The 25,686-nt window shown below is 65.8% G+C and carries 28 protein-coding genes and 4 tRNA genes; 5 read left to right on the forward strand and 27 right to left on the reverse strand.

Annotated features, from left to right (window positions below; genetic code table 11):
- From NK1_RS24990 to NK1_RS25105, 24 genes are all read right to left on the reverse strand, one after another.
- On the reverse strand, window positions 1-274 hold a 274-nt coding region (locus tag NK1_RS24990), incomplete at its 3' end, for a hypothetical protein (protein WP_157104429.1).
- Between the two features lie 508 nt (window positions 275-782).
- A complete protein-coding gene (locus NK1_RS24995) occupies window positions 783-1,544 on the reverse strand; it encodes a hypothetical protein (protein WP_063012505.1) in 762 nt (253 codons plus the stop codon).
- Between the two features lie 13 nt (window positions 1,545-1,557).
- Window positions 1,558-2,289 (reverse strand): hypothetical protein, encoded by a 732-nt coding sequence (locus NK1_RS25000; protein WP_157104430.1) that lies wholly within the window; start codon window positions 2,287-2,289, stop codon window positions 1,558-1,560.
- A gap of 50 nt (window positions 2,290-2,339) precedes the next feature.
- Window positions 2,340-3,581 (reverse strand): MCE family protein, encoded by a 1,242-nt coding sequence (locus tag NK1_RS25005; RefSeq protein ID WP_063012509.1) that lies wholly within the window; start codon window positions 3,579-3,581, stop codon window positions 2,340-2,342.
- Complete coding sequence (locus NK1_RS25010) at window positions 3,578-4,816, reverse strand: MCE family protein (protein WP_084461528.1); 1,239 nt, start codon at window positions 4,814-4,816, stop codon at window positions 3,578-3,580. The genes NK1_RS25005 and NK1_RS25010 overlap by 4 nt, the downstream gene beginning before the upstream one ends.
- Window positions 4,813-6,099 carry an MCE family protein gene (locus NK1_RS25015; protein ID WP_084461530.1) on the reverse strand — a complete coding sequence of 429 codons (1,287 nt, stop codon included), beginning with the start codon at window positions 6,097-6,099 and terminating at the stop codon, window positions 4,813-4,815. Before NK1_RS25015 ends, NK1_RS25010 begins: the two co-directional genes overlap by 4 nt.
- Window positions 6,099-7,109, reverse strand: a complete 1,011-nt coding sequence (locus NK1_RS25020) for an MCE family protein (RefSeq protein ID WP_063012511.1) — start codon at window positions 7,107-7,109, stop codon at window positions 6,099-6,101. The genes NK1_RS25015 and NK1_RS25020 overlap by 1 nt, the downstream gene beginning before the upstream one ends.
- A complete protein-coding gene (locus tag NK1_RS25025; RefSeq protein ID WP_174552749.1) occupies window positions 7,109-8,188 on the reverse strand; it encodes an MCE family protein in 1,080 nt (359 codons plus the stop codon). Before NK1_RS25025 ends, NK1_RS25020 begins: the two co-directional genes overlap by 1 nt.
- Window positions 8,185-9,540: an MCE family protein gene (locus tag NK1_RS25030; RefSeq protein WP_063012513.1), complete on the reverse strand. Its 1,356-nt coding sequence runs from the start codon at window positions 9,538-9,540 to the stop codon at window positions 8,185-8,187. Before NK1_RS25030 ends, NK1_RS25025 begins: the two co-directional genes overlap by 4 nt.
- 37 nt (window positions 9,541-9,577) lie before the next feature.
- Window positions 9,578-10,405, reverse strand: a complete 828-nt coding sequence (locus NK1_RS25035) for an MlaE family ABC transporter permease (RefSeq protein WP_086006975.1) — start codon at window positions 10,403-10,405, stop codon at window positions 9,578-9,580.
- A gap of 41 nt (window positions 10,406-10,446) precedes the next feature.
- Complete coding sequence (locus NK1_RS25040) at window positions 10,447-11,241, reverse strand: MlaE family ABC transporter permease (protein ID WP_051025193.1); 795 nt, start codon at window positions 11,239-11,241, stop codon at window positions 10,447-10,449.
- An 11-nt stretch (window positions 11,242-11,252) separates the two neighbouring features.
- The gene (locus tag NK1_RS25045; RefSeq protein ID WP_051043278.1) at window positions 11,253-12,341 is read right to left on the reverse strand and encodes an ABC transporter ATP-binding protein; all 1,089 of its coding nucleotides are present in this window, start codon (window positions 12,339-12,341) and stop codon (window positions 11,253-11,255) included.
- A gap of 235 nt (window positions 12,342-12,576) precedes the next feature.
- Window positions 12,577-12,957 carry a 50S ribosomal protein L7/L12 gene (gene rplL / locus NK1_RS25050; protein WP_036505922.1) on the reverse strand — a complete coding sequence of 127 codons (381 nt, stop codon included), beginning with the start codon at window positions 12,955-12,957 and terminating at the stop codon, window positions 12,577-12,579.
- A 75-nt stretch (window positions 12,958-13,032) separates the two neighbouring features.
- Window positions 13,033-13,587, reverse strand: coding sequence for a 50S ribosomal protein L10 (rplJ, locus tag NK1_RS25055; protein ID WP_063002261.1), 555 nt, complete (start codon window positions 13,585-13,587; stop codon window positions 13,033-13,035).
- 438 nt (window positions 13,588-14,025) lie between these two features.
- Entirely contained in the window at window positions 14,026-14,739 is a 714-nt protein-coding gene (gene rplA / locus NK1_RS25060; protein ID WP_039781108.1) for a 50S ribosomal protein L1, read from the reverse strand.
- Window positions 14,740-14,832: 93 nt separating this feature from the next.
- Complete coding sequence (gene rplK, locus NK1_RS25065) at window positions 14,833-15,267, reverse strand: 50S ribosomal protein L11 (protein ID WP_030516276.1); 435 nt, start codon at window positions 15,265-15,267, stop codon at window positions 14,833-14,835.
- 70 nt (window positions 15,268-15,337) lie between these two features.
- The gene (gene nusG / locus NK1_RS25070) at window positions 15,338-16,162 is read right to left on the reverse strand and encodes a transcription termination/antitermination protein NusG (protein ID WP_063012515.1); all 825 of its coding nucleotides are present in this window, start codon (window positions 16,160-16,162) and stop codon (window positions 15,338-15,340) included.
- A gap of 140 nt (window positions 16,163-16,302) precedes the next feature.
- Window positions 16,303-16,719: a preprotein translocase subunit SecE gene (gene secE, locus NK1_RS25075; RefSeq protein ID WP_063012517.1), complete on the reverse strand. Its 417-nt coding sequence runs from the start codon at window positions 16,717-16,719 to the stop codon at window positions 16,303-16,305.
- A gap of 31 nt (window positions 16,720-16,750) precedes the next feature.
- Window positions 16,751-16,823: transfer RNA gene (locus NK1_RS25080), tRNA-Trp, on the reverse strand.
- A gap of 240 nt (window positions 16,824-17,063) precedes the next feature.
- A complete protein-coding gene (locus NK1_RS25085; RefSeq protein WP_084461541.1) occupies window positions 17,064-18,134 on the reverse strand; it encodes a fused (3R)-hydroxyacyl-ACP dehydratase subunits HadA/HadB in 1,071 nt (356 codons plus the stop codon).
- Between the two features lie 220 nt (window positions 18,135-18,354).
- Window positions 18,355-18,525 carry a 50S ribosomal protein L33 gene (gene rpmG, locus NK1_RS25090; RefSeq protein ID WP_011211653.1) on the reverse strand — a complete coding sequence of 57 codons (171 nt, stop codon included), beginning with the start codon at window positions 18,523-18,525 and terminating at the stop codon, window positions 18,355-18,357.
- 43 nt (window positions 18,526-18,568) lie between these two features.
- A tRNA-Met gene (locus tag NK1_RS25095) sits at window positions 18,569-18,641 on the reverse strand.
- Between the two features lie 65 nt (window positions 18,642-18,706).
- Window positions 18,707-18,779, reverse strand: a tRNA-Thr gene (locus NK1_RS25100).
- 330 nt (window positions 18,780-19,109) lie between these two features.
- Window positions 19,110-19,190 (reverse strand) — tRNA-Tyr (locus NK1_RS25105).
- 163 nt (window positions 19,191-19,353) lie between these two features.
- Between NK1_RS25105 and NK1_RS25110 the strand changes: the two genes are divergently transcribed.
- Window positions 19,354-19,845: a YajQ family cyclic di-GMP-binding protein gene (locus NK1_RS25110; RefSeq protein ID WP_036505887.1), complete on the forward strand. Its 492-nt coding sequence runs from the start codon at window positions 19,354-19,356 to the stop codon at window positions 19,843-19,845.
- Here NK1_RS25110 and htpX read toward each other — a convergent pair.
- Together htpX and NK1_RS25120 are read right to left on the reverse strand one after the other, a co-directional pair.
- A complete protein-coding gene (gene htpX, locus NK1_RS25115; RefSeq protein ID WP_063012521.1) occupies window positions 19,842-20,720 on the reverse strand; it encodes a zinc metalloprotease HtpX in 879 nt (292 codons plus the stop codon). The two genes, NK1_RS25110 and htpX, sit on opposite strands and share 4 nt — an antisense overlap.
- Before the next feature lie 148 nt (window positions 20,721-20,868).
- Window positions 20,869-21,891, reverse strand: coding sequence for a polyprenyl synthetase family protein (locus NK1_RS25120; RefSeq protein WP_030516270.1), 1,023 nt, complete (start codon window positions 21,889-21,891; stop codon window positions 20,869-20,871).
- 355 nt (window positions 21,892-22,246) lie between these two features.
- On the opposite strand from NK1_RS25120, the gene NK1_RS25125 reads away from it, so the two are divergent.
- The 3 genes from NK1_RS25125 to NK1_RS25135 all read left to right on the forward strand — a co-directional run bounded on the left by NK1_RS25125 (window position 22,247) and on the right by NK1_RS25135 (window position 24,556).
- Window positions 22,247-23,530: a geranylgeranyl reductase family protein gene (locus tag NK1_RS25125; protein ID WP_063012523.1), complete on the forward strand. Its 1,284-nt coding sequence runs from the start codon at window positions 22,247-22,249 to the stop codon at window positions 23,528-23,530.
- A 105-nt stretch (window positions 23,531-23,635) separates the two neighbouring features.
- On the forward strand, window positions 23,636-24,097 hold the full coding sequence (locus tag NK1_RS25130; protein WP_063012618.1) for a helix-turn-helix transcriptional regulator: 462 nt from the start codon (window positions 23,636-23,638) through the stop codon (window positions 24,095-24,097).
- Between the two features lie 9 nt (window positions 24,098-24,106).
- Window positions 24,107-24,556 (forward strand): VOC family protein, encoded by a 450-nt coding sequence (locus NK1_RS25135; RefSeq protein WP_063012526.1) that lies wholly within the window; start codon window positions 24,107-24,109, stop codon window positions 24,554-24,556.
- Window positions 24,557-24,607: 51 nt separating this feature from the next.
- Here NK1_RS25135 and NK1_RS25140 read toward each other — a convergent pair whose 3' ends face one another.
- Entirely contained in the window at window positions 24,608-25,114 is a 507-nt protein-coding gene (locus NK1_RS25140) for a DUF2505 domain-containing protein (RefSeq protein ID WP_063012528.1), read from the reverse strand.
- A gap of 40 nt (window positions 25,115-25,154) precedes the next feature.
- On the opposite strand from NK1_RS25140, the gene NK1_RS25145 reads away from it, so the two are divergent.
- Window positions 25,155-25,631: a DUF3592 domain-containing protein gene (locus NK1_RS25145; RefSeq protein ID WP_245660798.1), complete on the forward strand. Its 477-nt coding sequence runs from the start codon at window positions 25,155-25,157 to the stop codon at window positions 25,629-25,631.
- Window positions 25,632-25,686: the final 55 nt, after the last annotated feature.

Here is a 25,686-nt window from a genome sequence, read left to right on the forward strand (position 1 = left end):
AGGACAGGGACATGGAACCGGAGAAGTCCTCGATCGGCGAGAGCTCCTCGAGCACCTCCTCCAGCCCACCGACCGGGCTGGCGTCGCCCCGGGCGATGGCCCGCTCACGCCAATCGGGGGCACCGACCAGCCACGCGAACGATTCGGTTTGTAGATCGAGAAGGTCCGGAACCTCCAAGGGCTCACGAATCTTCGCGAAAGACACCCGCTTCGGGGCTCCGGGAATACCGGCCTTGGTCTGGGTGGAGACTGCCAAGATGCGTCCTTCCAGCACCTCACGCGCGTCGCCCGGTGCCTGTACGTACGAGACACCAAGCGACCGTCGCTTGTCTGCTACGAGTTCTGCTGGTTACAACCCGGACAAAACCCGAACAGCAAACAACGGAAGTAACACCTCAACGGTGGAACTTTCGTGATGCGATCAAGGAATGGACAGGAGGCAGCCAGCGCAAAGTCCAAACCTACACCCACGAAGAAGGGGTGTCAAAGTACCATCCGAACCGAGTTCCGGATGTTCGGCGCGCCGGACCCGCTTCCGCTGGCTGCGTTCGAGTCTCCGGCGGCGCCTCGACCTGGGTACTCGACCCTGTCACAGCTGCCGCTGTTGTGAATAGCGTGACGGTTCGGACGTAAGTCGTCAAGTGGCGAGACCACCTCGATAACCGCGAGATCCCCTGTGGCGCTGGCGAATCACACCGTCAGGCGGGCAAATATCCGCCGCTGAGCTGGGAAGATTCCGCAGGTGACGGGCTCGAACATACTTCCGAACCCGTCTGGGCCACTCAACGGTCGGCGATCTCGCTCGCCAGCCAGTGACCGTCCACCTTCTGCATGTGCAAGACGATCGGACCCGACGCGCTCTCCTGCGGAGCACCGTTCTTGGTCGCGCTCACGGTCAGATTCACCAGCAACTCCGCCCGGTCGTCAGTGAGCAAAGTCACACCGATGGGGTCGGGAGTGGCCTGCGCGGTCGACTGCGCCTGCTGGATCGCGGACACCGTGGTGTCGGCGAACTTGTCGAAATCACCGCGCATCTTGCCGGTGACGACCTTGTGCACGGCATCCTTGTAACCGCCGACGGTCTTCACGTCGTAGGAATAGACCGTTTTCAGCGCGTTGTCGGCCGCCGCGGTCACCTCCTGGGTGGCCTTGGTGTCCACGAAGGCCTTGTTGCCGTTGTCCACCCCCGGCTCGAGCGCCGCGACCACCGCGAACGCGGTCAACAGCACACTCGCCACGATCAGACCGGCGGCCAGACCCCAGCCGGCCGGCGCGGGCCGCGTCAGGCGGCCGGGACGCGGCAGCCTCCGGGACGGACGCGCTGCCACCGACGGCGCCGGACGCGTGGTCGCCGCACCCGCGCGCACGGTCCGGGTACGCGATTTGGTGTTCGTCGACTTGCCGGCGGGCTTGGCGGATTTCGCGCCGGACGCGGTGCGATCGGCGCCGCCGCGGCGGCGGATCGTGCGCTCGGCGGATTCGGACGAGCGGTCACCGGGCTTGAGCCGCGGGGAAACCTTGTTGATCGGCGGACGGGATGCCATCGGTGTACCTCTCCTACGATCCCGGCTGGGGGGCGGGCGCCTCGGACGGATTCGCGGGCGCGCTCGGCGCGGGCGCGGTGTTTCCGTTCGCGGGCGGTTGGGCCGCCCCGGCGGGACCGGGGGTGTCCAGCGACACCAGCTGGCCGAGCGAATTGGCCTGCTCGGCCTTCCAGGTGTCGCCGTCCTTCTTCATATCCAGCGTCCAGGTGGCCCGGAAGGACTGCACCGGAACGTTGGGCGCGGTCTGCGTGAGTTTCAGCACGACGATCGCCGAGGCCTTGTCGCGCTCACTGTCCAGCGAGCTCAGCGCCGCTCCCAGCACCTTGCTGTCGATCTTGGTCTTCGACTTCTCGGCGGCATCCTTGATGCGGTCGTGGTTCTCGTTGAGCTGGGTCAGCATGTCGCCGGTCATCGAGGACCGCATGGTGGTGATCGACCCCTCGACATCGCTGGGATTCATCGAGGTGAGGTTGATCGCCGCCTGCCGGGCCGCATCCAGCGCGGTATCGCGCGCATCGGCGCGCGGACCGTCGGTGAACCACATCGCGCGGACCCAGCCGGTGCCGAACAACGCCGCCAGGACCAGGGCCGCCACCAGCCACACCGCCGCGACCGAGGTCACGACCGTGCGCAGTGTCGACGAACCCGGCCGGGCGGCCGGCGACGCCTCAGCTACCGCCTTTTCGGCGTCGTCCGGCGGCTCCACCGCAGGTTGCGAGGAGGGGTTGGGCAGATCAGAACTCACAGCGACACCCTAGCGTCGTCGGTTTTCCGGACTTGCCTCCCGTACCCGCCTCACCGCTTCGGGGTCACTCCGATGAGAGTGGCCAACTGGATGGCGACGGGGCTCAGGTTGAGCTTGTCCGGATCGGTCTTGGGCTTGGAATCCCACGGCTGCGGGACATTCGGATCGGCGTACTGCGCACGCGCGCCGCCGCGGACGTCGGTCGGACTTCCGAACGGCACCGTGCATTTCGCGTCCGTGTTGAACGGGAAATCGTCGCGGGTGTCGTCGAAATTGGGATTCTGCGCCTTCATCTGGTCGAGAATGCGCTGAGTTCCCTCGTATCCGACGGTACAGGCCGGCGGATTGTTGGTTTCCAGCACCAGGCCGAAGTGGGTCGTGCCGTCGCCGGGCGCGGTCGCCGAACCACCGACCGAGAGCAGCGGCAGCATCTGCAGCAGCGGCTTCAGCGTGTAGGTCTGCGGCGACACCGCCTGCAGCAGCAGTCGCAGATTCGACAGATCCGTGGTCAGCGGCTGCCCGCTCCGGTCGAGCAGCTTGCCGATCTGCTCGCCGGCATCGGCACCGGTGCCGATCAACCGCCGGATATCGGGATCGTTGGCTCGCAACTGCACGGCGAGCCGATCCAGGCCGTCGCTGAAGGTCCGGATCGCCGGCGACTGGTCGGCCTGGGTGCCGAGCACGGTCTGGGCGTCCCGGATCAGCTGCACGGTCTGTGGCAGCGCCTCGACACCGGTCTGGGAGAACTTGTTCAGCGAATCGACGAGTATGCGCAGGTTGTCGCCCTGCCCGTCGAAGGCCTTACCGAGTTCGGTGACGGTCGTGCTCAACGCCGTCAGATCCGTCGTACTCGCGAAGTGGTTGACGCTGGCGAGCAGATCCTCGACCGGGATCGGGGTCTCGGCGCCGTCGATGACCGAACCGTCGCGCAGGTAGGGACCCTTCGACGTCTCCGGCACCAGATCCAGGTACTGCTCACCGATCGCCGAGCGGTTGGCGATCACGGCCTTGGCACTGGCGGGGACCTTCGGCTTCCCGGAATCCAGTTCCAGATAGATCATCACGCCGTCGGGGGTGACATCGAGGGAGTCCACCCGTCCGACCGGCACACCGCGATAGGTGACCTCGGCGCCCTTGGACAGGTTGGCCGTCGTCTTGGCCTTCACCTTCACCTGATACTGGCCGAAGCCGAGCATGTGGTCGAGGTGAATGTACTTCGCGCCGACGAAGACCACGCCGAGCACGGCGATCACCGCGAAGGCGATCAGCTGGTAGCGCACCAATCTACTCATCGCGGCTTCACTCCCAACTGATCGAGAATCGACCCGATCGGGTCACCCGGCTTGGCGGGGGCCGGAGCCACCACGGTCGGCGGCAGCGGCACCAGCGACACCGTCGGCCAGCCCGGCCGCGGGCCGTTGCCGTTGTAATACGGATTGGTCGGATCCACCGGCACCGGCGGCCCGTACTTCGGCGGGATGTACACCGGATCCGGTTTGCCCACACCGAGATTCGACATCAGGACACCGATCTGGGTGTCGACCGACAGCCAGGTGTTCACCGAACCACCGAAGGTCGATTTGATCGCCTCGTCCGGGAACGGATAGGTCAGGATCAGCGGGAACGCGGTCACCAGATCCGGCGCCGAACGGCCCAGCTCCTGCAGTGTCGGCCGCAGCGCCTGCAGATCGCGGATCAGGTTGTCCTTGGACTTGTCCAGCACGTCGACCCCGGCCTGGCCGACCCGGTCGAGTTGCTTCAGCAAGCCGATCAGCTGCGGCCGCTGCTCGTCGAGGATCTTGATACCGGCCGGCAGTTCGTCGAGGATCTTGCCGATCTGCTCGGACTGCTGACCGACCCGGCTGGACAACGTGCCCAGGCTGTCGAGCGCGTGCTGAATATCGGCGACCTGCTGATTGAGGCCGTCGATGAGGGTGTCGGCCTGATCCAGCAGCGACCGTACCCGGTTCTCCCGGCCGGCCAGCGCCTTGTTCAGTTCCACCACGATGGGCTGCAACTGCGCCACGCCACCGCCGTTGAGCAGCAGCGACAGCGCGCCGAGGACCTGTTCGATCTCGACCGCGTGCCGGGTCCGGTCGACGGGGATGACCGCGCCGTCCTTCAACCGATCGGGCGAGGCCTCGTCCTTCGGTGCCGAGAGCTCGACGAATTTCTCGCCGAGCAGATTCGACTGCCGCACCTCGGCGTGCGCGTTGGCGGGCAGCTTCACCGAGGAGTTGACCACCGTGTGCACGCTCGCCGTCCAGCCGTCGGGGGCGACGTCGATGGACTCCACCCGGCCGACCGGCACACCCTCGACCTTGACCGCCGACTGCGGCACCAGATCCAGGACGTCGTCGAAACGCACGTCGATATGCATCGGATGGTCACCCACATCGGCGCCACCGGGCAGCGGCACGCTGTAGATACCGTCCGAGGAACACGAACCCACCAGCATCGCGGTCACGCCGACCACCGCGACGGCCCCCAGTCCGCGGGCCGTCCTGCGGAATGCGAAGGGCGTCATCGCTGGCCACCTTCCTGCTGCGACGGCGGCTGCCGGTCCGACGGGGTGCCCGGCACACTGCCGGGAGCCGGGGTCTTCTGGATGTTGTCGCCGCTGAGGATGCCGAACGGCAACACCAGCGACGGCGTCTGCACACCGTCCTTGATCTGATCGGTGATCACCTTGCACTGATCCAGGATCGGGCGCATCTGCCGGCTGATCGCATCGAATTTCGGGTCGCCGGGCCGCAATTGGCCCAGGTCGAGCATCTTGCAGACGGTCCCGAACGGATTCTGCAGATCGGTGAAGTTGGCGCGCATGTCGAGCGTGCCGGATTCACCGTTGTGGATGTTGATCAGGTTGCTCAGCGCCACCGGCAGCACCGGCAGCGCGTTCGCCACATCCTGGCGCTGATCGGCCAGGGTCTGGGTCAGCTTGGTCAGCGCATCGGCGTTCTCGGCGACGAGGTCCCGGTTGTCGTCGATGAACCGGGCGACGTCGCCGAGCGCGATCGACAGCAGATTCAATGCCTGCCCGAGGTTCTCCCGCTCACCGGAGAGGAATCCGGCCAGATCCGCCAGCTGCGTGTTGAATTCGCGCACCTGCTGGTCGTTGACCGCCAGGGTGTGCACGAAGATCTGCAGATTCTTGATCGTGTCGAAGATGTCGCCGCGCGCGTCCGACAGATACCGGGCCGCGTGCGAGAGCTGGGTGAGGCTGTTGGCCAGCGCGTCCCCGTTCCCGGACAGATTCGCGGCACCGGTACGGACCAGCTCGTTCACCGCGCCGTCCTTGTTGGCGCCGTTGGGCCCCAGCGCATCCGACAGTTCCTGGATGCTCTTGTACAGCCGGTCGACCTCGACCGGGGTCGCCGTGCGGTCGCGCGGAATGGTGGCGTTGCGCGGCATCTTCGGCCCGCCCTTGTAGACGGGCGTGAGCTGGATGTAGCGGTCCGACACCACCGAGGGCGTGATCTGGGCGGCCTTGGCATCGGCCGGAATGTCGTACTTCCGGTCGACGTGCATGGTGACCTTCACCTGATCACCCTGCGGCGTGACCGAATCGACCTTGCCCACCGGGACGCCGAGGATGCGCACCTCGGAGCCCTCGTAGATACCGATCGACTTGTCGAAGTAGGCGGTGATCTTGGTGGTGTTGTAGCTGCTGAACAGCCACCACAGCACACCGGCGACGACCACCACGGCAACCGTGCCGAGGGCCAGGGCGATCTTGGTGCCGCGGCCGGATTCGCGGATCACCGTCAGCGGATCCCGGCGCGATCCCCTACCGAGAGCAGCCTGCATCAGTTGCCTCCCAGGGTGCGGATCGGCGGGCGGTTACCCGGAATCTCCGGCAGCGCCGGCGGGATCAGGTTGACGATCACCGCGTCGAACCAGCGCCCGTTGCCCAGCACGTTGGCGTAGAGGCCGTAGAACGGCGCCGCCAGCTTCAGCGTCTTGGAGATGTTCTGCTGATTGTCGTTGAGCATGTCGATGGACTTCTTCAGATTGGTCAGCGCCGGACCGATCTGCTGCTCGTTGTCGTGCACCAGCGCACTCAATTCGGCGGCGACGGTTTTCGCGCCGTTGAGCAGCTGCGAGATGGCCTGCTGGCGGACGTTCAACTCGGCCAGCAGCTCACCGCCGTTCGCCAGCAACCGCTCGAACTGCTCGTTGCGGTCGGCGAGCACCTTGGTGGTCTTGTTGGTCGCGTTGAACAGGTGCTTGAGCTCCTCGTCGCGCTTGGCCAGCGTCTCCGACAGCCGGGCGACGCCGTCGATCGAGCCGCGGATCTCCGGCGGGGTGCCGGAGAACGCGTCGGAGAGCACCCGGAAGCTGGTGGCCAGCTGCGCGGTATCGGTCTTCTCGATATCCGAGGCGGCATCACTGAAGGCCTCGACCACGTCGTACGGAGAAACCGTGCGCGACAACGGAATTCGCTTGTCCGGATCGGCCGGGTGGGAACCCTTGGGATCCAGCGCCAGATACTTCTGCCCGAGCAGGGTCTTGATCTGGATGGACGCCGTGGTGGCATCGCCGATCCACGCGTCCTTGGTCCGGAAGTCGACCAGCACGCGGTCGCCGTCGAGGCGCACATCGGACACATCGCCGACCTTCACGCCCGCGATGCGTACCTCGTTACCCTTCTTCAGGCCCGCGGCCTCGGAGAATTCCGCGGTGTAACTGGTGCTCGCGCCGATGATCGGCAGCTTGTCCAAGAAGAACGCCGACAACGCGATCAGCAGCACCATGAACAAGCCGAGCCCGCCCATGAACGCCGGGCTGCGCTTGCCGAGGAGAACCCGGTCTTCCATCAGCGGCCACCCTTCCCGTGACAGCGCGGCGCCGGGTTGGTGTAGACCGGCTGATTCACCGTCGGCATCTCGGCCGGCAGGTTCAATTGCGGCGCATCCTTCACTCCGGGACCAGCGACGATATCGATACCGCAGAGGTAGAACTGGAACCACGAGCCGTAACTGGCCGCGCGACCCAATTTCTCCATCTTGATCGGCAGATTCGTCAGTGCCTCGTTCACCTCGTCGGAACGATCGTTCAGGGTGCCGGTCAGCTGGTTCAGGCCGGCGATCGACCCCTGCAGGGTCGGCCGGGTGGGAACCAGCAGATCCGCGGTCGCCGAGGCGAGATTGCCCAGCGACTGCACCGCCGAGCCGATCGTGCCGCGTTCGGCGTTGAGCCCGCTCACCAGCGCTTCGGTATTGACGATCAGATCGTTGAGCTGTCCGTCGCGAGCGTTCACCGCGTCCAGCACCTGGTTGAGGTTCTTGACGATCTCGCCGATCACCGCGTCCTTGTCGGCGATCTTGTTCGTCAGGCTCGCGGTGTTGCGCACCAGATCGGTGATCGTGCCCGATTCACCCTGGAAGACCTGGATGATCTCGTAGGACAGCTTGTTCACGTCCTCGGCCGACAGCGTCTGGAACAGCGGCCGGAAACCGTTGAACAGGGTGGTGAGGTTCAGCGCGGGCTTGGTCCGCTCCAGCGGAATCGTGGCGCCCTTCGTGATCTTGCGGCCCTGCTGTCCGGCGCCCTGCTCCAGCGCGATGTAGCGCTGCCCCACCAGGTTGCGGTAGCGGATGGTCGCGGTGGTGGAGGCGGGCAGCCAGTCCCGGTCGGTGAGCTGGAAGTGCACCTCGGCCATGTTGCGATCGACGACCGACACCTTGGTCACCTTGCCGACCCGCACACCGGCGATGCGCACCTCGTCGCCCTTGTTCAGCGATGTCACATCGCTGAACCGCGCCTTGAATTCGGTGCCGCCACCGGAATAGTTGGCGATGGTGAGCGCCAGCAACGCGGTCGCGAGCACGGTCACGAGCACGAAGATGCCCAGTTTGGTCAGGGGCCCGCCCAGACCACGCAACGTGGCCTTCATCGCACACTCACCTCACTTCCACGCATCGCGGGGGCGCCGATCCGGCTCACCCAGCTGGGCACCTGATCGGGCGAAACCCCGTTCGCCGCACCGTAGATCGCACCCAGGGTGTGCTGTTCGGCGGGCGAACCCATGGTCGTGGCGCCGGCGGCGCCGTAGACCGAGAACTGTGCCGCCGGCAGCTGACCGATGTTCTGGTCACCCGGATTCCGGGTCGGCGGCTGATAGGAACCGTCGTTGGCCGATCCGGTCGGATACTGACCGGGATCCACCCCGAGCGGATATTCGGGGAAACACGCCGGCGGCCGGTTCGTATCCAGCCAGCGCGGCTCGTCCTGGTTGGGCAGATAGCGGCCACGCGGATTGGTGATCTCGATCGTGACCCGCGAACCCGGGGTATCGGTGCCCTTGCCGAAGATGTCGTCGATACGCGGCTTCAGCTGCGCGAAATTCTTCATCGTGCAGGGGAACGAGGGGGAATAGGTCGCCAGCAGTTCCAGCGCCTCACGCGAATCGGCCGCGATATCGATGATGTTGTCGTGGTTGGCCGTCAGGAAATCGGCGGTCTTCGACGACGTCGGGGTCAGGACCGAATACAGCGTGTCCAACTGCGAACGCTTCTGCACGATGGTGGCATTCAGCGTGCGCAGATTGTCGAAGGCATCGACCAACTGCGGCAGCGCGTCCGAATAGGTGTCGGCGACCGTCGCGAAGGTGTGGATGTCGTCCTGCAGCTGCGGCATCACGCCGTTGATATCGCGGAAGATGTCGTCCAGCCGATCGATGGTGTGGCCCAGTTCCTCACCCTGACCACCCAGCGCCTGCGACAGCGCGCCCAGCGTCGAGGCCAGGTACTGCGGCGGAATCGCCTGCAGCAGCGGCATGATCGAATCCAGCAGCTGGCTCACCTCGACGGCGTTGCCGCTGGCGTCCTGATACAGCGTCATTCCCGCCTGCAGATGCTTCGGGCTGGGCTGCTCGGGCCAAACCAGATCGACATAACGCTCGCCGAACAGAGTTTTCGGCAGCAGCCGGGCCGTCACATTGGACGGAATCTTCGAGGCCTTGTCCGGATCGATCGCCAGGTGCAGGGTCACCTTGCCGTTGGCGGATTCACTGGAACGCACCTCGCCGACATTGACCCCGCGAACTTTCACATCCGCATTGCGGGTCAACGCGTTTCCGACGGTATCGGTGATCAGATCGACCTTGACGACCTTGACCCACACCTTGTTGTAGGCCGCGATCGTCGTGCCGAGAAACAGCGCCATCACCACGAAGAACACGATGCCCAACGTGCGGATTCGGAGTTTCTCGGTAGAGCGCCAGAATTGCACACTGCGCGCGCTCATGCTCCCACCTTTCGGGCTGCCGCCGCGCCTGGTCCGCTCATCCCGCGACTCGCACTGTCGTCGTCGTACCCCAGATCGCCAGGCTGAGGAAGAAGTCGAGGATGTTCACCAGCACGATCGACGCACGTACCGCGCGTCCCACGGCCACACCGACGCCGGCCGGACCGCCGGTGGCGTTGAAGCCGTAATAGCAATGGATCAGGATGATCACGAAGGCGAACACCAGCACCTTCACGAACGAATACAGCACGTCCTCGGGTGGCAGGAACAGACCGAAATAATGGTCGTACGAACCCGTGGATTGCCCGTTGAACCACACGCTGATCTGCCTGGACGCGATGAACGTGCCGAGCAGGCCGACGATGTAGAGCGGAATCACCGCCACGAAACCCGCGATGACGCGCGTGGTCACCAGGAACGGCACGCCGGGTACCGCCATCACCTCGAGCGCGTCGATTTCCTCGGAAATTCGCATCGCACCCAATTGCGCGGTGAAACCACAGCCGACCGTCGCAGACAATGCCAATGCCGCGACCAGCGGCGCCAATTCGCGTGTATTGATGTAGCCGGTCAGAAAGCCGGTGAGCACCGAACTGCCCAGGGCGTCGAGAGCTTTGAAGCCCTGCAGGCCGACGACGACACCGACCGAGGCCGACATCATCACCACGACACCGATGGTGCCGCCGATGACAGCGAGTGCACCCGAACCGAAGGTCACCTCGGCCAGCAGCCGCATGACCTCCTTGCGGTAATGCACGACGGTGCGCGGAATCCACGCGATCGCCTTGGAATAGAACGACATCTGATCGCCGGCGCGATCGATGACATTCACCGGCGACTTGAGCGCAGCACCTACTCGGCGCATCCGCCTCGAAAAGATCGGAGAACGCTGGGAAACAACCATCGTCACGAACCCTTGGCCGGGACGACCTGCAGGTACACCAACGTCAGCAGCAGATTGACGAAGAAGAGCACCAGGAAGGTGATCACCACGGATTGATTCACCGCGTCACCAACACCTTTCGGTCCCCCCTTGGGATTCAAACCTTTGTATGCGGCGATCACGCCCGCGAGCAATCCGAAGATCAGAGCCTTGAATTCACCGATCCAGAGGTCCGGGAGTTGCGCCAGCGCGGAGAACGACGCCAGGTAGGCGCCGGGAGTTCCGCCCTGCAGCAACACATTGAAGAAATATCCACCGCAGATGCCGACCACCGAAACCAGGCCGTTGAGCAGCAGCGCCACCAGCATCATGCCGAGGACACGCGGCACGACGAGACGCTGCACCGGATCGATGCCGAGCACCTCCATCGCGTCGATCTCTTCGCGGATGGTGCGGGAGCCGAGGTCGGCGGCCACAGCCGAACCCGCCGCACCGGCGATGATCAGCGCGGTGACGACGGGAGCGGCCTGCTGCACAGTTGCCAGCACACTGGTTGCGCCGGTGAACGATTCAGCACCGAGCTGCTTGATAAGTGAACCGGTCTGCAATGCCACAACGGCGCCGAACGGGATTGCCACCAGTGCGGCGGGCAGGATCGAGACGCTCGCGATGAACCACGACTGCTCGATGAACTCGCGCCATTGGAAAGGCCGGCGCAGGGTGTTGCGTGCCACGGAAATGAGCAGTGCAAAAATGTTGCCGGCCTGCGCAAATCCCGACTCGACCGGAGTGCGCAGCCGTGCCAGGGGTTGATTCACGGTTGCGTATGTTACCCGTTGGTTGTGTCGTGTCGCACGGTGGTGTCGTACGTGCCGCCCTGATATTGCGGAGCGTTACCCGTATACGCCGGAAGGACTTGTGTATCGCCGTTCTCTTCCATCGACTCGCGGATCGCCACCTGCGCCGAATGCGGCAGGGTGTGCATGATCTCGAGCACGCGGCGGCGACGACGTTCCACGGCCTGGCGCACGGGCATACCCGGGGTGGCCTTCATCTGCGGGATGATGCCCTCGACGTCCTCGGTGCCGTTGTCGTAGTGGCCGGCGTCGGCGAGCGCCTGCTCGCGCGCCATCTGGGCCTCGTCCTTCTCCTCCGACATACCGATCGGGCCGACCATGCGGCCGTTGAGGAACTGCTTGACCACCGGCTCCTCCGAGGTCAGCAGGACCTCGCGGGGGCCGAACATGACCAGCTGGCGGCGGAACAGCATGCCGATGTTGTCGGGCACGCTACGAGCCAGGTTGATGTTGTGGGTAACGATCAGAATCGTCGCGTCGATCTGCGCGTTGATGTCGATCAGCAGCTGCGACAGATAGGTCGTACGCACCGGGTCCAGACCGGAGTCCGGCTCGTCGACGAGGATGATCTGCGGGTCCAGCACCAGCGCGCGGGCCAGGCCGGCACGCTTGCGCATACCACCGGAGATCTCACCGGGCAGTTTGCCTTCGGCGCCGAGCAGACCGGTCAGCTCGAGCTTCTCCATCACGATCTGCTTGATCTCGGATTCGCTCTTCTTGGTGTGCTCGCGCAGCGGGAAGGCCACGTTGTCGAACAGGTTCATCGAACCGAACAGCGCGCCGTCCTGGAACAGAACGCCGAACAACTTGCGGATCTCGTAGAGCTCCTTGTTGGAGCAGGTGGTGATGTCGGTGCCGTCGATGTAGATCGAGCCGCGCTCGGGGCGCAGCAGACCGATCAACGACTTCAGGAACACCGATTTACCGGTACCGGAGGGGCCGAGCAAGGCGCTGACTTCCCCCGTGGGCAGGGTCAGAGTGACATCCTGCCAAATCCGCTGGGACCCGAAAGATTTCGTAACACCTTCGGTCCTGACCTCGACGCCCACGTCGACCTCCATATTTCTTCTGACGAGCGCCCACGGCCGCGTCACCGAATTTCTGCGCGGTGTGACGCGTCACACTGGGGTGCGGCCACTGTATCGCATGCCGCTGGTGCAGGACACCCTACCTGACTGGTCGGTAGAAATGTCGACGGTAATGAGCCGGTCGCGACAGTTCACAACATTCACCACGAATATGTGAAAAGGGCGGCCCCGCAACGGGACCGCCCTTTTCCGGACTCGATTACCGCAATTACTTGACGGAAACCTTCGCGCCGGCCTCTTCCAGCTTGGCCTTGGCGGCGTCGGCGGCGTCCTTGGCGACCTTCTCCAGGATCGGCTTCGGGGCACCCTCGACCAGGTCCTTAGCTTCCTTCAGGCCCAGGCCGGAGACGATCTCACGCACGACCTTGATGACCTGGATCTTCTTGTCGCCGGCACCCTCGAGGATGACGTCGAACTCGTCCTGCTCCTCGGCGGCCTCGGCCGGAGCAGCGGCGCCACCGACAGCGGCGACCGCGACCGGAGCGGCGGCGGTGACCTCGAACTTCTCCTCGAACTTCTTGACGAAGTCCGAGAGCTCCAGCAGGGTCATGTTGCCGATGGTCTCGAGCAGCTCGTCCACGTTGGCCATGGTGTTTCCTTTCGGTAGTTCATCCCCGCATCGGCGGGGAGAAAAGAGTTGGTTTGTCGACTTGTTCGCGTCGGCTTATTCGGCGTCGGCGGCGGGAGCCGCCTCGGCACCGCCCGCGGCGCGCTGCTTGTCCTCGAGCGCGGCGAACAGGCGAACCACCTGGCCGGCCGGCGCGGCGAACAAGCCGGCCGCCTTGGTCAGGTTGCCCTTCATGGCGCCGGCCAGCTTGGCCAGCAGCACCTCACGCGACTCCAGGTCGGCGATGCGCTCGACCTCGGAGACCGACAGCGCGGCGCCGTCCATGTAGCCACCCTTGATGACCAGCGCCTTGTTGTCCTTGGCGAAGGTCTTGAGGGCCTTGGCGGCGTCGACCGGCTCACCGGTGATGAAGGTGATCGCGGTCGGACCGACGAACAAGTCATCCAGGCCTTCGACGCCCGCCTCGGCGGCCGCACGCTTGACCAGGGTGTTCTTGGCGACGGAGTAGGTGGCATTGCTGCCCAGCGCACGACGCAGCTGGGTGAGGTTGCCGACCGACAGACCACGGTATTCCGTGATCACAGTGGCCGTAGCGCTCTTGAACTGCTCGGTGATCTCCGCGACCGCGGTGACCTTCTCTGGTTTCGCCATACTTCGCCTCCTCTCTGGATGGTCGGTTCTGCGATGAACTACCGACTCGCGGAGGCTGGACCCGGGGAGGCTACGTCGACCCGGCGACAAAGCAAACGCCCCGGACGCAGAGTGGTCCCGGGGCGCACAAGAAACTCGACATGAGCACACGGCTCACATGTCGTCCCTCACCTCGGCTCTCCCTGCGTGGGCCGCCGGCAATATCGCCGGACCTTCGACTGCCTGACGGCAGCAACCAACGGTCTTCGGTAGAACGATTGGGGGTGATCGCCAGACTGGCTGACGACCGTAGAACAGAATAGCGGACCCGCAGCTAGAAGCCAAAACGAGGCGTACATGGCCCAGGGGGCCGAGAACCCGCCGGAGCGAAGCGGAGGCGAAAAACACAGGGCCGGTAGGAGTTTCTCCTACCGGCCCTCGTCGAAAGCTACCTACGCCTTACGCGTCCTCTTCGGTGAGGTTGCGGGTGCGGTTCGGGTCCACCGGGATGCCCGGTCCGGTGTTCGTCGAAATCGTCACCTTCTTGACGTAGCGGCCCTTGGCGGTCGACGGCTTCACACGCAGGATCTCCTCCAGCGCGGCGCCGTAGTTCTCGACCAGCTTCTTCTCGTCGAAGGAGGCCTTGCCGATCACGAAGTGCAGGTTGGCCTGCTTGTCGACGCGGAAGTTGATCTTGCCGCCCTTGATCTCGTTGACGGCCTTGGTCACATCGGTGGTGACCGTGCCCGTCTTCGGGTTCGGCATCAGGCCGCGGGGGCCCAGCACACGCGCGATGCGACCGACCTTGGCCATCTGGTCCGGGGTGGCGATCGCGGCGTCGAAGTCCAGCCAGCCGCCCTGGATGCGCTCGATCAGATCCTCGGCGCCGACGGCGTCCGCACCGGCGGCCTCGGCCTCGGCGGCCTTCTCGCCGGCCGCGAACACGATGACGCGCGCGGTCTTACCGGTGCCGTGCGGCAGGTTGACGGTGCCGCGGACCATCTGGTCGGCCTTGCGGGGGTCGACACCCAGACGAACGGCGACCTCGACGGTCGCGTCGGTCTTCGTGGTCGAGGTCTCCTTCGCCAGCCGGGTGGCCGACAGCGGGGAGTAGAGCTGAGCGCGGTCGACCTTGGCGGCCGCCTCGAGATAAGCCTTGCTTCGTTTTGCCATGATTCTCTGTCCTGTTCGTAAGTCAGAAGTGGTTGTCGGGACTGGCCGTCCCTCCCACGCACATCCCGCCGGTCACCGGCGGAGACGGGACCGTCAGTCGGCGACGGTGATACCCATCGAGCGAGCGGTACCCGCGATGATCTTGGCCGCCTGATCGATGTCGTTGGCGTTCAGATCTTCCTGCTTGGTCTTGGCGATCTCACGGACCTGATCCATGGTGACCGTGGCGACCTTGTTGCGGTGCGGCTCGGCGGAGCCCTTCTGCACACCGGCGGCCTTGAGCAGCAGCTTGGCGGCGGGCGGAGTCTTCAACTTGAAGTCGAACGAGCGGTCTTCGTAGACCGTGATCTCGACCGGGATGACGTTGCCACGCTGCGACTCGGTCGCCGCGTTGTACGCCTTGCAGAACTCCATGATGTTGACGCCGTGCTGACCCAGCGCGGGGCCGACCGGCGGAGCCGGGTTGGCCGCACCAGCCTGGATCTGGAGCTTGATGAGCCCGGCGACCTTCTTCTTCTTGGGGGGCATCTTTCTTTCCTTGGTTTAGGTTCCTTACGGACTTCCGTAAGCCTGTCCCGGGGCGCGAACCCCGGAAGTCTCAGATCTTCGCGACCTGCGTGAACGCGAGTTCCACCGGGGTCTCGCGACCGAAGATCGACACCAGCACCTTCAGCTTCTGCTGTTCGGCGTTGACCTCGGAGATGCTGGCCGGCAGCGTCGCGAACGGACCGTCCATCACGGTCACCGACTCGCCGACCTCGAAGTCGACCTCGATGGCCGGCTTGGCGGCGGTCTCGGTGACGGTCTCCGACGTGGACGCGGCGGCGCCCGCCGCGGCGGCAGCCGGCTTCTTCTGCTGCTGCTCGGCCGGGACCAGGAACTTCACCACGTCGTTGATCGTCAGCGGCGACGGACGGGAGGTGGCGCCGACGAATCCGGTGACGCCGGGGGTGTTGCGGACCGCGCCCCACGACTCGTCGTTGAGATCCATCCGGACCAGGATGTAGCCGGGCAGCACCTTGCGCTGCACGTTCTTGCGCTGGCCGTTCTTGATCTCGGTGACCTGCTCGGTCGGCACCTCGACCTGGAAGATGTAGTCCTCGAGGCCCAGGTTCTGCACGCGGGTCTCGAGATTGGTCTTCACCTTGTTCTCGTAACCGGCGTAGGAGTGGATGACGTACCAGTCGCCGGGGGCGCGACGCAGCGCGGCCTTCATCTCGGCGACGGGGTCGGCGGGTTCTTCCGGTGCCGCGGGCTCCGCGGGTGCGTCGGTCTCGGTCTCGTCGGTGTCGGTGGTGTCGCCCTCGACTTCGCCGGAGGACGCCTCGGTACCGTCCGAGACGGTCGCCTCGTCGACGGCCGTCTCCGCCGCCTCGTCGTCGACCGGGAACTCGTCGGTTGTGCCGTTCTCCGGGGTGCTCACTGGGCACTCGCTTCCTGTGTCGTCACGTACATCCACTACGCCGGAGGTGAATCCGGCGGATGGTTTCCGTCCTCGCGTGGCGGACGGCTGGCAGCGCCCATGGGTCGCTCCGTAGGCTCCGCTCCCGACGCACCGGTCAGCTAGCCGAACAGCCAGTTGACACCCTTGATGAACGCCAGGTCCAACCCGCTGATGAACGCGACCATGAAGATCACGAACACCAGGACAACGCTTGTATAGGTGACCATCTGCTTGCGGTTGGGCCAGATCACCTTGCGCAGTTCCGCGATGACTTCCCGCAGGAACTTCACCAGGCGCTTGAAGGGATTGCCCCGACCGCGTTCGGCGGTCTTCTTCTTACCCGCCGACTTGGACGCCCTGCGCGATGCCGAATCCGAGCTGTCGCCACGGTCGATCGTGGCGACGGAGCCGGTGTCCGAGGAGGATCCGGTGCGAGCCCGGCGAGTCGACCGCTTACCACTCGGCCGGCTGACCGCAGCGGTGTCTTCGTCATCGGCGGCATGCGCGCCGTGGCGAATGTCCCGCTCGTCGCTCACGTGAACCCTCTCTCGTCGCTGGCATCCAGTGCAGGGGCGACAGGACTTGAACCTGCAACCTGCGGTTTTGGAGACCGCTGCTCTGCCAATTGAGCTACGCCCCTTCGGCTGGAATCGCAATGTCATCCAGCACGGTGCTTATTCAGTTGTGCCAACCCGGGGCCACACAACACGCGCGCCGCTCCGCCGGTGTGCCGGCCCCGGCGGTCACCCGCCCGGAACCAGCCCCTCAGAGCAGCGCGCAGTGGCTGGCGACCCCAGAAATCCGAGTGTACGTTACCGCCCCGGCGGATAGCCAATCGGGCCGTCGGCCACCGCGAAGCGACTTGCCGGCCCGCCGACCATCATGCCAGCTGCACCGTCGCGGTCGCACGTCCGAAGATTTTCCGGCCGCCGGATTTGGCGACGATCGCGATCACGGCGGTGCGGTTCTCCGGGTCCACCGACTTCACCTTGCCGGTGTATTCGACCTCGGCCGGGTGGTCACCGGGCACGTAGACCGGGCTGGTGAAACGCACGTTGTATTCCTTCACCGCGCCCGGGTCACCGAGCCAGGAGGTGACGAATCCGCCGCCCAGGCCCATGGTGAGCATGCCGTGCGCGACGACGTTGTCCAGGCCGGCGAGCGCGACGACCTCGTCGCTCCAGTGGATCGGGTTCGCGTCACCGGAGACGCCCGCGTAGTTCACCAGGTCGCCGCGAGTGAGCCGGACGATGCGGGCCGGCAGTTCGTCACCGACGGCCACGCTGTCGAACGAGCGCGTGTGCTTGCTGACCGTGACCTCGGGAACCGTGGTCACCGGCACCGGGGGCGCCGTGATGGGCGGCTCGGCGGTCGGGCGGTCGGGCGCCTCCCCCATGCCGTGCATGAGGATGTTGCGGACCGCGTCGGCGATATTGGGATCGACGTCACCGCCGCTGCGGCCGACCAGGGTGGTGTACGTGGTGAGCACCAGTTCGTCGTTCTGCGCCGTGACGATGTTCTTGGTGACGATGATGTCGCCGCCGAAGGCCTGCCGGAACGAGTGCAGGTAGACGTCGCAGGTGAGCTGGTCGCCGACCCGGATCGGGCGGTGGAATTCCAGGATCTGGTCGGTCTGCATGATCTGGCTCAGGTCGTAACCCGTGACGACCTGTTCGAACAGCTTGCGCTGGGCCAGGATGCCGACCAGGGAGATGAACGTCACCGGTGCGAGCAGTCCGTCGTGGCCGTACTCGCGGGCGACGCTCTCGTCCCAGTGCGCGGGGTGGTAGTCCTGCACCGCGCGTGCGTATTCGCGCACCTTCTCGCGGCCGACCTCGTAGTAGTCGTCGACGCGGTAGTGATGTCCGACCATGGCGGCGGCGTGGGCCGACGGGTCGAACGGTTCGGTGTCGGCGTTCTGCGCGTCCACGGCATCGGTTCCGGTGTTGATTGTCACGGAGAGTTGAGTCCCTATCTGACTCCGCTACCGGGAGTCTGCGGAGCGTGAAACTACCGCAAGTACAGCAAATGCCGGAGCGGGTCGGGAAACCTGCTCCGGCATGAGGTGCTGCATGGGTCGGCGCGGTCCACGAATATCCGGGAAGGTCATCGACAGACCTCCCTGGATCCGGGCGCCGACTTCGCGCGCGGCAGCGTGCACGCGATGAGATCTAGCGAGATTCGCGGTGCGCCCGGTGGGTGCCGCAGTTCGGGCAGAACTTCTTCAGCTCCAGACGATCCGGGTCGTTGCGCCGGTTCTTCTTGGTGATGTAGTTGCGATGCTTGCACTGCTCGCAGGCCAAGGTGATCTTTGGCCGGACATCGGTGGACTTCGCGGCCACGATATGCCTTCTTTCGGGTCAACCTGACGGGGTATCAGTTTTGTAGCGATGGCCGGACTTGAACCGGCGACACAACGATTATGAGTCGTTTGCTCTACCGACTGAGCTACACCGCCATAAGGTCGGTTTGCCATGGCGCCCGGCCTCGGACATGCCGTCGGTCACCACCGGCAATCCGGCGAGCCCCCTAACGGAATCGAACCGTTGACCTTTTCCTTACCATGGAAACGCTCTGCCGACTGAGCTAAGGGGGCATGGCTTCGTTCGCTCCGAACTCGATTCCTCGAACCCGGGGCGCTGAAGCCTTGAACGAGGTTACACACTTCCCTGCGGAGATACCAAACCCGCTGGTCAGAGCGGAATTTCGAACTACTACACCAAGGTCTTCGCTCATCGGGCGAGACGGACACCCCAACCACTCCACAACCCCGGGCCCGCGCGCCGGCGGAACGCAACCGAAGCCGGAAACGCCACCGGCTGGAAGGGGCGAAGCCCTCCCGGCGTGGGGGTGTGGGGCCGGGCCCCCACGAATCACCCTCGAATACGACGAGGGCTCCTCCCGAGTAGGAGGAGCCCTGAGAGGGTGGCGGATGAAGGATTCGAACCTCCGAAGCTTGCGCGGCTGATTTACAGTCAGCTCCCTTTGGCCACTCGGGCAATCCGCCTTTCGCACTGTTGCCAGCGCGCAGAGCAGAATACAACGACCAGGGCGCTCGGATGCAAACCGGCTGGCCAGCGGGGGTGCCGTGACCGATGCGGGGCGGCCGGGGTAGAAAGTTCCCTACCGGAGTTCCGGGTGAAATGTGAGCCGTCAGACAGGAGCGCAGCGTGGCCGATTCGTCATTCGATGTCGTCAGCAAGGTCGACCGGCAGGAGGTCGACAACGCCCTCAACCAGGCGGCCAAGGAGCTCAACACCCGCTATGACTTCCGCGGCACGGGTGCGAGCATCGACTGGTCGGGTGAGGAGAAGATCGTGCTGTCGGCCGAATCCGAGGAGCGGGTGAAGGCCGCGCTGGAGGTGTTCAAGGAGAAGCTGATTCGCCGCGACATCTCGCTGAAGGCGTTCGACGCGGGCGAGCCGGCCGCCTCGGGCAAGACCTACAAGATCACCGGCACCCTGGTGCAGGGCATCTCCCCGGAGAACGCGAAGAAGATCGCCAAGAAGATCCGCGACGAGGGCCCCAAGGGCGTGAAGGCGCAGATCCAGGGCGACGAACTGCGGGTCAGCGGCAAGAAGCGCGACGACCTGCAGGCCGTCATCGCGCTGCTGAAGGGCACGGATCTCGACGTGGCCCTGCAGTTCGTCAACTACCGCTAGTAGCTGCGGGGCCCGCCCGCCATGTGCTCGAGGCGCTGGATGCGCTCGCCCATCGGCGGGTGGGTGGAGAACCAGCGCGCCATCTTGTCGCCGGCCCGGAAGGGGTTGGCGATCATCAGGTGCGACTGCGCGGTCAGCTGCGGTTCGGGCGGTAGCGGCGCGGCCTGGGTGCCGCGTTCGAGCTTGCGCAGCGCCGAGGCCAGGGCCAGCGGGTCGCCGGTGAGTTCGGCGCCGTCCTGATCGGCCTGGTATTCGCGGGAGCGGGAGACGGCGAGTTTGATCAGGGTGGCCGCGATCGGGCCGAGCAGCGAGACCAGCAGCACGCCGAGGATGTTCGGGCCTTCACCGTCGCGGCTGCCGCCGCCGAACATGCTCGCGAAGAAGGCCAGGTTGGCCAGGCCCGAGATGACCGCGGCGAGCGCGCCGGCGACCGAGGAGATCAGGATGTCGCGGTTGTAGACGTGCGACAGTTCGTGACCGACCACCGCGCGCAGCTCCCGTTCGTCGAGGATCTGCAGGATGCCGCTGGTACAGCACACCGCCGCGTGGCGCGGGTTGCGACCGGTGGCGAACGCGTTGGGGGCATTCGTCGGGCTGATGTACAGCCGCGGCATGGGCTGGCGCGCGGTGGTGGCCAGCTCACGCACGATCTTGTACATCACGGGCGCTTCGAGTTCGGATACCGGCTGCGCGTGCATGGCCCGCAGGGCCAGCTTGTCGCTGCTGAAGTAGGCGTAGGCGTTCATGCCCACGGCCAGCAGGATGGCGATGATCAGAATCGTGGGGCTGCGGAACATCGCGCCTGCGAACACGATCAGTGCCGACAGGCCGACCATCAGCCCGAAGGTCTTCAAACCGTTCGCGTAACCATGCATGTCGGATCAACGATCGGCGGGGAACTCGGGTTCCGCCCGGAGCACGGGCGCTCGGCGTTTGCGTCATCGATCACAGCGCTGCGATATCGATCACAGCGGCGCGACTACCGAACTCCGAGCCTGTCCGCCGGTGCGACGGCGGACAGGCTCAGCCGACTCGCTCGATGGTGTATCGGACCAGGCGCTCCAGCGCATCGTTGGCCGGGCCCTGCGGCAGAGCCGAGAGTTCGGCATGCGCGATATCGGCGTAGCCTTGCAACTTCTGCTTGGCCAGCACCATGCCGCGCGAGCGGGACAGCAGCTCCAGCGCCTCGGCGACCTCGTCGTCGGATTCCAGCGGCCGGGCCAGCAGCGTGCGCAGCCGGTCACCCTCGGCGCCCTCGTCGCGCAGCGCGTACAGCACCGGCAGGGTGTGCACGCCCTCGCGCAGGTCGGTGCCCGGTGTCTTACCGGACTGCTCGGACACCGAGGAGATGTCGATGATGTCGTCGGAGATCTGGAAGGCGGTGCCGACCGCGTCGCCGAGGCGAGCCAGCCGCTCCACGTCGTCCAGGCTCGCGCCGGAGAAGGTGCCGCCGAAGCGCCCCGATGCGGCGATCAGCGACCCGGTCTTCTCCCACACCACCCGCAGATAGTGTTCGACCGGATCCTGAGATTTCTTGGCGCCCAAGGTTTCCCGCATCTGACCGGTGACCAGTTCGGCGAAGGTCTCGGCGATGATGCGCACGGCGTCCGGGCCCAGGGTGGACACCAGGCGGGAGGCGTGCGCGAACAGATAGTCGCCGGAGAGGATGGCGATGCTGTTGCCCCATCGCGAGTTCACGCTGGGGGCGCCGCGGCGCATCGACGCCTCGTCCATCACGTCGTCGTGGTAGAGCGTGGCCAGATGCACCAGTTCGACCACGGTGCCGGCGGTGATCAGATCGGGGTCGGTCGGGCGCGGACCGAGCTGACCGGTGAGGATGGTGAACAGCGGCCGGAACCGCTTACCGCCTGCGCGCGCCAGGTGTAGCGCGGCTTCCAGCAGGAAGTCCTCCCCGTCGGAGAGCTCGCTGACCAGCAGCTTCTCCACCTCGTCGAGCCCGTTGCGCACGGTCGCCGCGAGCTCGGGATCGCCGAGATCGACCCCGGCAACCACGGTGCTTTCATCGCTCACAGCCGATGCACTCATGTCTTCTCCCAATGCCGCGTCCGTCCCCACACCGAAGAACCTAGCGTGTTGTCCTCCCCCCTCCCATGAACACCGTCACTCTGCCTGTGGCCTCCGCTTCGCTCCGGCGGGGTTTCGGCCCCCTGGGCCTCGATTTTTCCCTCCTCCGCTCCTCCGCTTCACTCCCCCGCTCCGTCGGTCCGAAATCGAGGCCGAAACCGCTTTCGAGCACCATCCTAGAAACCCATACCCAGAAGTGCGGCGTGACTACCGACCGAATCGTTTCGGGTAGCGCAACATCGTCGGCGTACCGAGCGGCTCGGCACACAACCCGCCCGAGCGAACCGGGAGCTGCACCTCTGCCACTATTGGGCTTATGGGTTCAGCTCAGGACGGCGGTTCGACGGCACCGGAACGTGAGGGCGGCACGATCTTGCCCGAGCACGTCGAGGTGCTGGTGGTGGGCGCGGGACCGGCCGGTTCCGCGGCGGCGGCCTGGGCGGCGCGGGCGGGGCGCGAGGTGTTGCTCACCGATGCCGCGGTGTTTCCCCGGGACAAGACCTGCGGCGACGGATTGACCCCGCGCGCCACCGCGGAACTGGAGGCGCTCGGGCTGGGCGAATGGCTGCGCGCGCATACCGTCAACCGGGGCCTGCGGATGGCCGGATTCGGCCGGGAGGCGCTGCTGCCCTGGCCGGGCGGATCCTTTCCCACCTACGGAAGTGCCGTTCCCCGAACCGAACTCGACGACAAGCTGCGTGAGACCGCGGTCAAGTGGGGCGCCCGCATGGTCGACGGGGCGCGGGTGGTCGCGGTGGCGCGCGCGGACGATCAGGTCACCGGTGTCACCGTGCAGACCGAATCGGGCTCGCAAGACATTCGCTGCGACATCCTCATCGTCGCCGACGGGGTGCGTTCGCCGGTCGGAAAGTTGCTGGGCCGCGTCTGGCATCGCCGCTTCGCCTACGGTGTGGCCGCCCGCGCCTACATCCGCTCCGCCCGCAGCGACGACGAATGGATCACCTCGCACCTGGAACTGCGCGATGCCGAGGGCGCTCTGGTGCCCGGCTACGGCTGGGTGTTCCCGCTGGGCAACGGCGAGGTCAACATCGGCGTGGGCTCCCTGGCCACCGAACGCCGGCCCTCGCATATCGCGTTGAAACCTCTTCTGCAGCATTATGTTTCGCAGCGTCGGCAGGAATGGCAGTTCGAGGGCGAGGCGCGGGCCGTCGCCTCGGCGCTGCTGCCGATGGGCGGGGCGGTGTCGAATATCGCGGGCCGCAACTGGGTGCTGGTGGGCGATGCCGCCGGATGTGTGAATCCGCTCAACGGCGAGGGCATCGACTACGGGCTCGAGGGCGGTCACCTGCTGTCCGGACTGCTGGGCGAACCGGATCTGACCACGCTATGGCCGGATCTGCTGCGGGCCCGCTACGGGCGCACCTTCTCGGTGGCCCGCCGGATCGCGGCGCTGGCCACCCATCCGCGCATGGTCCCGACCGGCGGGCCGCCGGTGATGCGTTCGGCGCTGCTGCAGCGCACGGCCGTGCGGGTGATGGGCAATCTCGTCGATGAAGAGGATGCCGACCTCACCGCCCGGGCCTGGCGGGCGGCGGGCCGGGCCTCGCTGCGTTTCGACGATCCGGCACCGTTCAGCTGAGCGATGCGCGGGGCCGTCGGGCAGGCAGGAGGCAGCGTGGGAAACCGCAGCGTGGACAACCGGCGCGCGGATGACCGCGGTGCCCGCCGCGATCGAACCCCGTCGGTGCCCGAGGATCTGCTTCCGCATCTGCGCCGGGCGCGGGATCTGGTCGATCGCGAATACGCCCGTCCGCTCGACGTGGACGAACTGGCCGCGACCGCCGGGGTCTCGAAATATCATTTCCTGCGCTGTTTCGCCGCCACCTACGGCCGCACCCCCGCGCTGTATCTGGCCGAGCGGCGCATCGAACGAGCGCAGGACCTGTTGCGCGCCACCAACATCACCGTAACCGAGGCGTGCATGCTGGTCGGGTATACGAGCCTGGGCTCGTTCAGCCGCAAGTTCACCGAACTGGTGGGGATGACACCGTCGGCCTATCAGGCGAAATTCGCGGCAGACGGAGTTCCGCGCATTCCGGGGTGTTACGTGTTCATGCACGGCCTCTCCGATCGGAAACCGCCGGAGCCGGCGCCCGGTCCCGGTGGCGCAATTTCGGAGAAGCCGGCGGGCACCGAAGGCTCATAGCCTCAGCTCATGACGACGATCACCAACGTATCGCTGGTCACGGTGTATGTGACCGATCAGTCCGCCGCCAAGCAGTGGTACATCGACAAGCTGGGTTTCATCGAAACCGCCGATATCTCGATGGGCGACAACGGTTTCCGCTGGGTCACCGTGGCGCAACCGGATCATCCGGAACTCGAGGTGACGCTGATGGTTCCGGGTCCGCCGCTCGACGAGACGATGGCCGAGGCGATCCGCCGCTCCCTCGGCAAGGGCACCATGGGCGCGCTGGGATTGCGCACGGAGGACTGCCAGAAGGCCTACGAGGAGCTCACCGCGAAGGGTGTGGAATTCGTGCAGCCGCCCGCGGAACGCCCGTACGGCGTGGAGGCGGTGATGCGCGACAACTCCGGCAATTGGCTCGTCCTGGTCGAACAGCGCGAATTCGACGGTGGCGCTTTCGGTCCGGGGGCGCAGTAGCCGAACGTGCGACGGGTGCGAGCCTGCGCCGCTCGCACCCACCACTGCCGGCTATGCCCCGGATTCGGTGGCGAAGTACTTCTCGACGAACTTGCGCTCGCTGTTGACCACCCGGTGCTGCAACTGTTCGGCGAGCGGCTCGATGGCCCCGCCGACCAGCGGGACCTTCACCTTCACACTGCCGGTGACCTCGAGTTCGGAGCCCGTGCCCGCGGCCCGCAGCAGGTACTTGCCGGTCATCTCCGAGGAGATGCCCGAGGAGGTCGCGGAGAACGTGCCCGTGGCGGAGTCACCCTCCAGCGGGCCCCAGTCGTCGGTGCGTTCGAGCACGAGTTCGGCCTTGAGTACCTTGCGGACGATGGCCGGGATCTTGTCCTGGCGCGCCGTCTCGGTCATGCGCAGATGGATGGTGCCGGGCCCGTTCGGGTGGGCCAGTTCGATGGTCGCGGTCTCGGCGCCCTCGAAGCGGGCGTGCCAGAATTCGTCGCTCGTGAGCGCCCGGTGCAGTTCCTCGACCGGGACGGTATATGACACGGTGAAGCGGAAGTTTCGGGACATGAGCGCACACGCTATCGGAACCATGCAATAGCCTGGTGCGGTGTCGGAAACCACCGAGTCTGCTGCGCGCGAGCACCGAGCCGAGGCCGGTTCACCTCGTCTTCGCCGGACCCGGATCACCATCGCGGTGATCGCTACCGCGGTGAGCGTGCTGGCCGTGCTGCTGGTGCTGGCGGCCTGGCGCGACGATCTGCTGATCAGCTCCGACAAGGGCGTGACCAGTGCAGAGGTGTTGTCGGCGGGCCGGTTGCGGTCCGCGGTCACCTATGTGACACCGGACGGTGTCACGCACAATCCGAAGGTGGGGGTGCTGTATCCCACCAAACTCACCGCCGGCGAGCGGATCAATGTCGAATACAGCCGCAGCGATCCGGAATTGGTCCGGGTCGCCGGGCGCGACGCCCGGGTCGCGGTCATTCCGGCGCTCTCGGTGATCGTGGTGGTGTGGGTGGTGGCGCTGCCGGTGCTGTGGGTGGTGCGCCGCTTCGAGCGCCGTTCGGTGCGCACCTCCGGTTAGCTGTTCGCCCGAACTTCGCACACCCGTCACGTGGGTGTGGTGTCCTGGCGTGCCG

The organism is Nocardia kruczakiae NBRC 101016, from assembly GCF_001612965.1.
GTDB lineage: Bacteria > Actinomycetota > Actinomycetes > Mycobacteriales > Mycobacteriaceae > Nocardia > Nocardia kruczakiae.

Excerpts from the sequence above, each read along its gene's own strand:
- NK1_RS24995 (WP_063012505.1), bottom strand. The coding sequence starts at position 1,544 with ATGGCATCCCGTCCGCCGATCAACAAGGTTTCCCCGCGGCTCAAGCCC.
- NK1_RS25005 (WP_063012509.1), bottom strand. The coding sequence starts at position 3,581 with ATGAGTAGATTGGTGCGCTACCAGCTGATCGCCTTCGCGGTGATCGCC.
- NK1_RS25010 (WP_084461528.1), bottom strand. The coding sequence starts at position 4,816 with ATGACGCCCTTCGCATTCCGCAGGACGGCCCGCGGACTGGGGGCCGTC.
- NK1_RS25015 (WP_084461530.1), bottom strand. The coding sequence starts at position 6,099 with ATGCAGGCTGCTCTCGGTAGGGGATCGCGCCGGGATCCGCTGACGGTG.
- NK1_RS25020 (WP_063012511.1), bottom strand. The coding sequence starts at position 7,109 with ATGGAAGACCGGGTTCTCCTCGGCAAGCGCAGCCCGGCGTTCATGGGC.
- NK1_RS25025 (WP_174552749.1), bottom strand. The coding sequence starts at position 8,188 with ATGAAGGCCACGTTGCGTGGTCTGGGCGGGCCCCTGACCAAACTGGGC.
- NK1_RS25030 (WP_063012513.1), bottom strand. The coding sequence starts at position 9,540 with ATGAGCGCGCGCAGTGTGCAATTCTGGCGCTCTACCGAGAAACTCCGA.
- NK1_RS25035 (WP_086006975.1), bottom strand. The coding sequence starts at position 10,405 with ATGCGCCGAGTAGGTGCTGCGCTCAAGTCGCCGGTGAATGTCATCGAT.
- NK1_RS25045 (WP_051043278.1), bottom strand. The coding sequence starts at position 12,341 with ATGGAGGTCGACGTGGGCGTCGAGGTCAGGACCGAAGGTGTTACGAAA.
- rplL (WP_036505922.1), bottom strand. The coding sequence starts at position 12,957 with ATGGCCAACGTGGACGAGCTGCTCGAGACCATCGGCAACATGACCCTG.
- rplJ (WP_063002261.1), bottom strand. The coding sequence starts at position 13,587 with ATGGCGAAACCAGAGAAGGTCACCGCGGTCGCGGAGATCACCGAGCAG.
- rplA (WP_039781108.1), bottom strand. The coding sequence starts at position 14,739 with ATGGCAAAACGAAGCAAGGCTTATCTCGAGGCGGCCGCCAAGGTCGAC.
- rplK (WP_030516276.1), bottom strand. The coding sequence starts at position 15,267 with ATGCCCCCCAAGAAGAAGAAGGTCGCCGGGCTCATCAAGCTCCAGATC.
- htpX (WP_063012521.1), bottom strand. The coding sequence starts at position 20,720 with ATGCATGGTTACGCGAACGGTTTGAAGACCTTCGGGCTGATGGTCGGC.
- NK1_RS25120 (WP_030516270.1), bottom strand. The coding sequence starts at position 21,891 with ATGAGTGCATCGGCTGTGAGCGATGAAAGCACCGTGGTTGCCGGGGTC.
- NK1_RS25125 (WP_063012523.1), top strand. The coding sequence starts at position 22,247 with ATGGGTTCAGCTCAGGACGGCGGTTCGACGGCACCGGAACGTGAGGGC.
- NK1_RS25135 (WP_063012526.1), top strand. The coding sequence starts at position 24,107 with ATGACGACGATCACCAACGTATCGCTGGTCACGGTGTATGTGACCGAT.
- NK1_RS25140 (WP_063012528.1), bottom strand. The coding sequence starts at position 25,114 with ATGTCCCGAAACTTCCGCTTCACCGTGTCATATACCGTCCCGGTCGAG.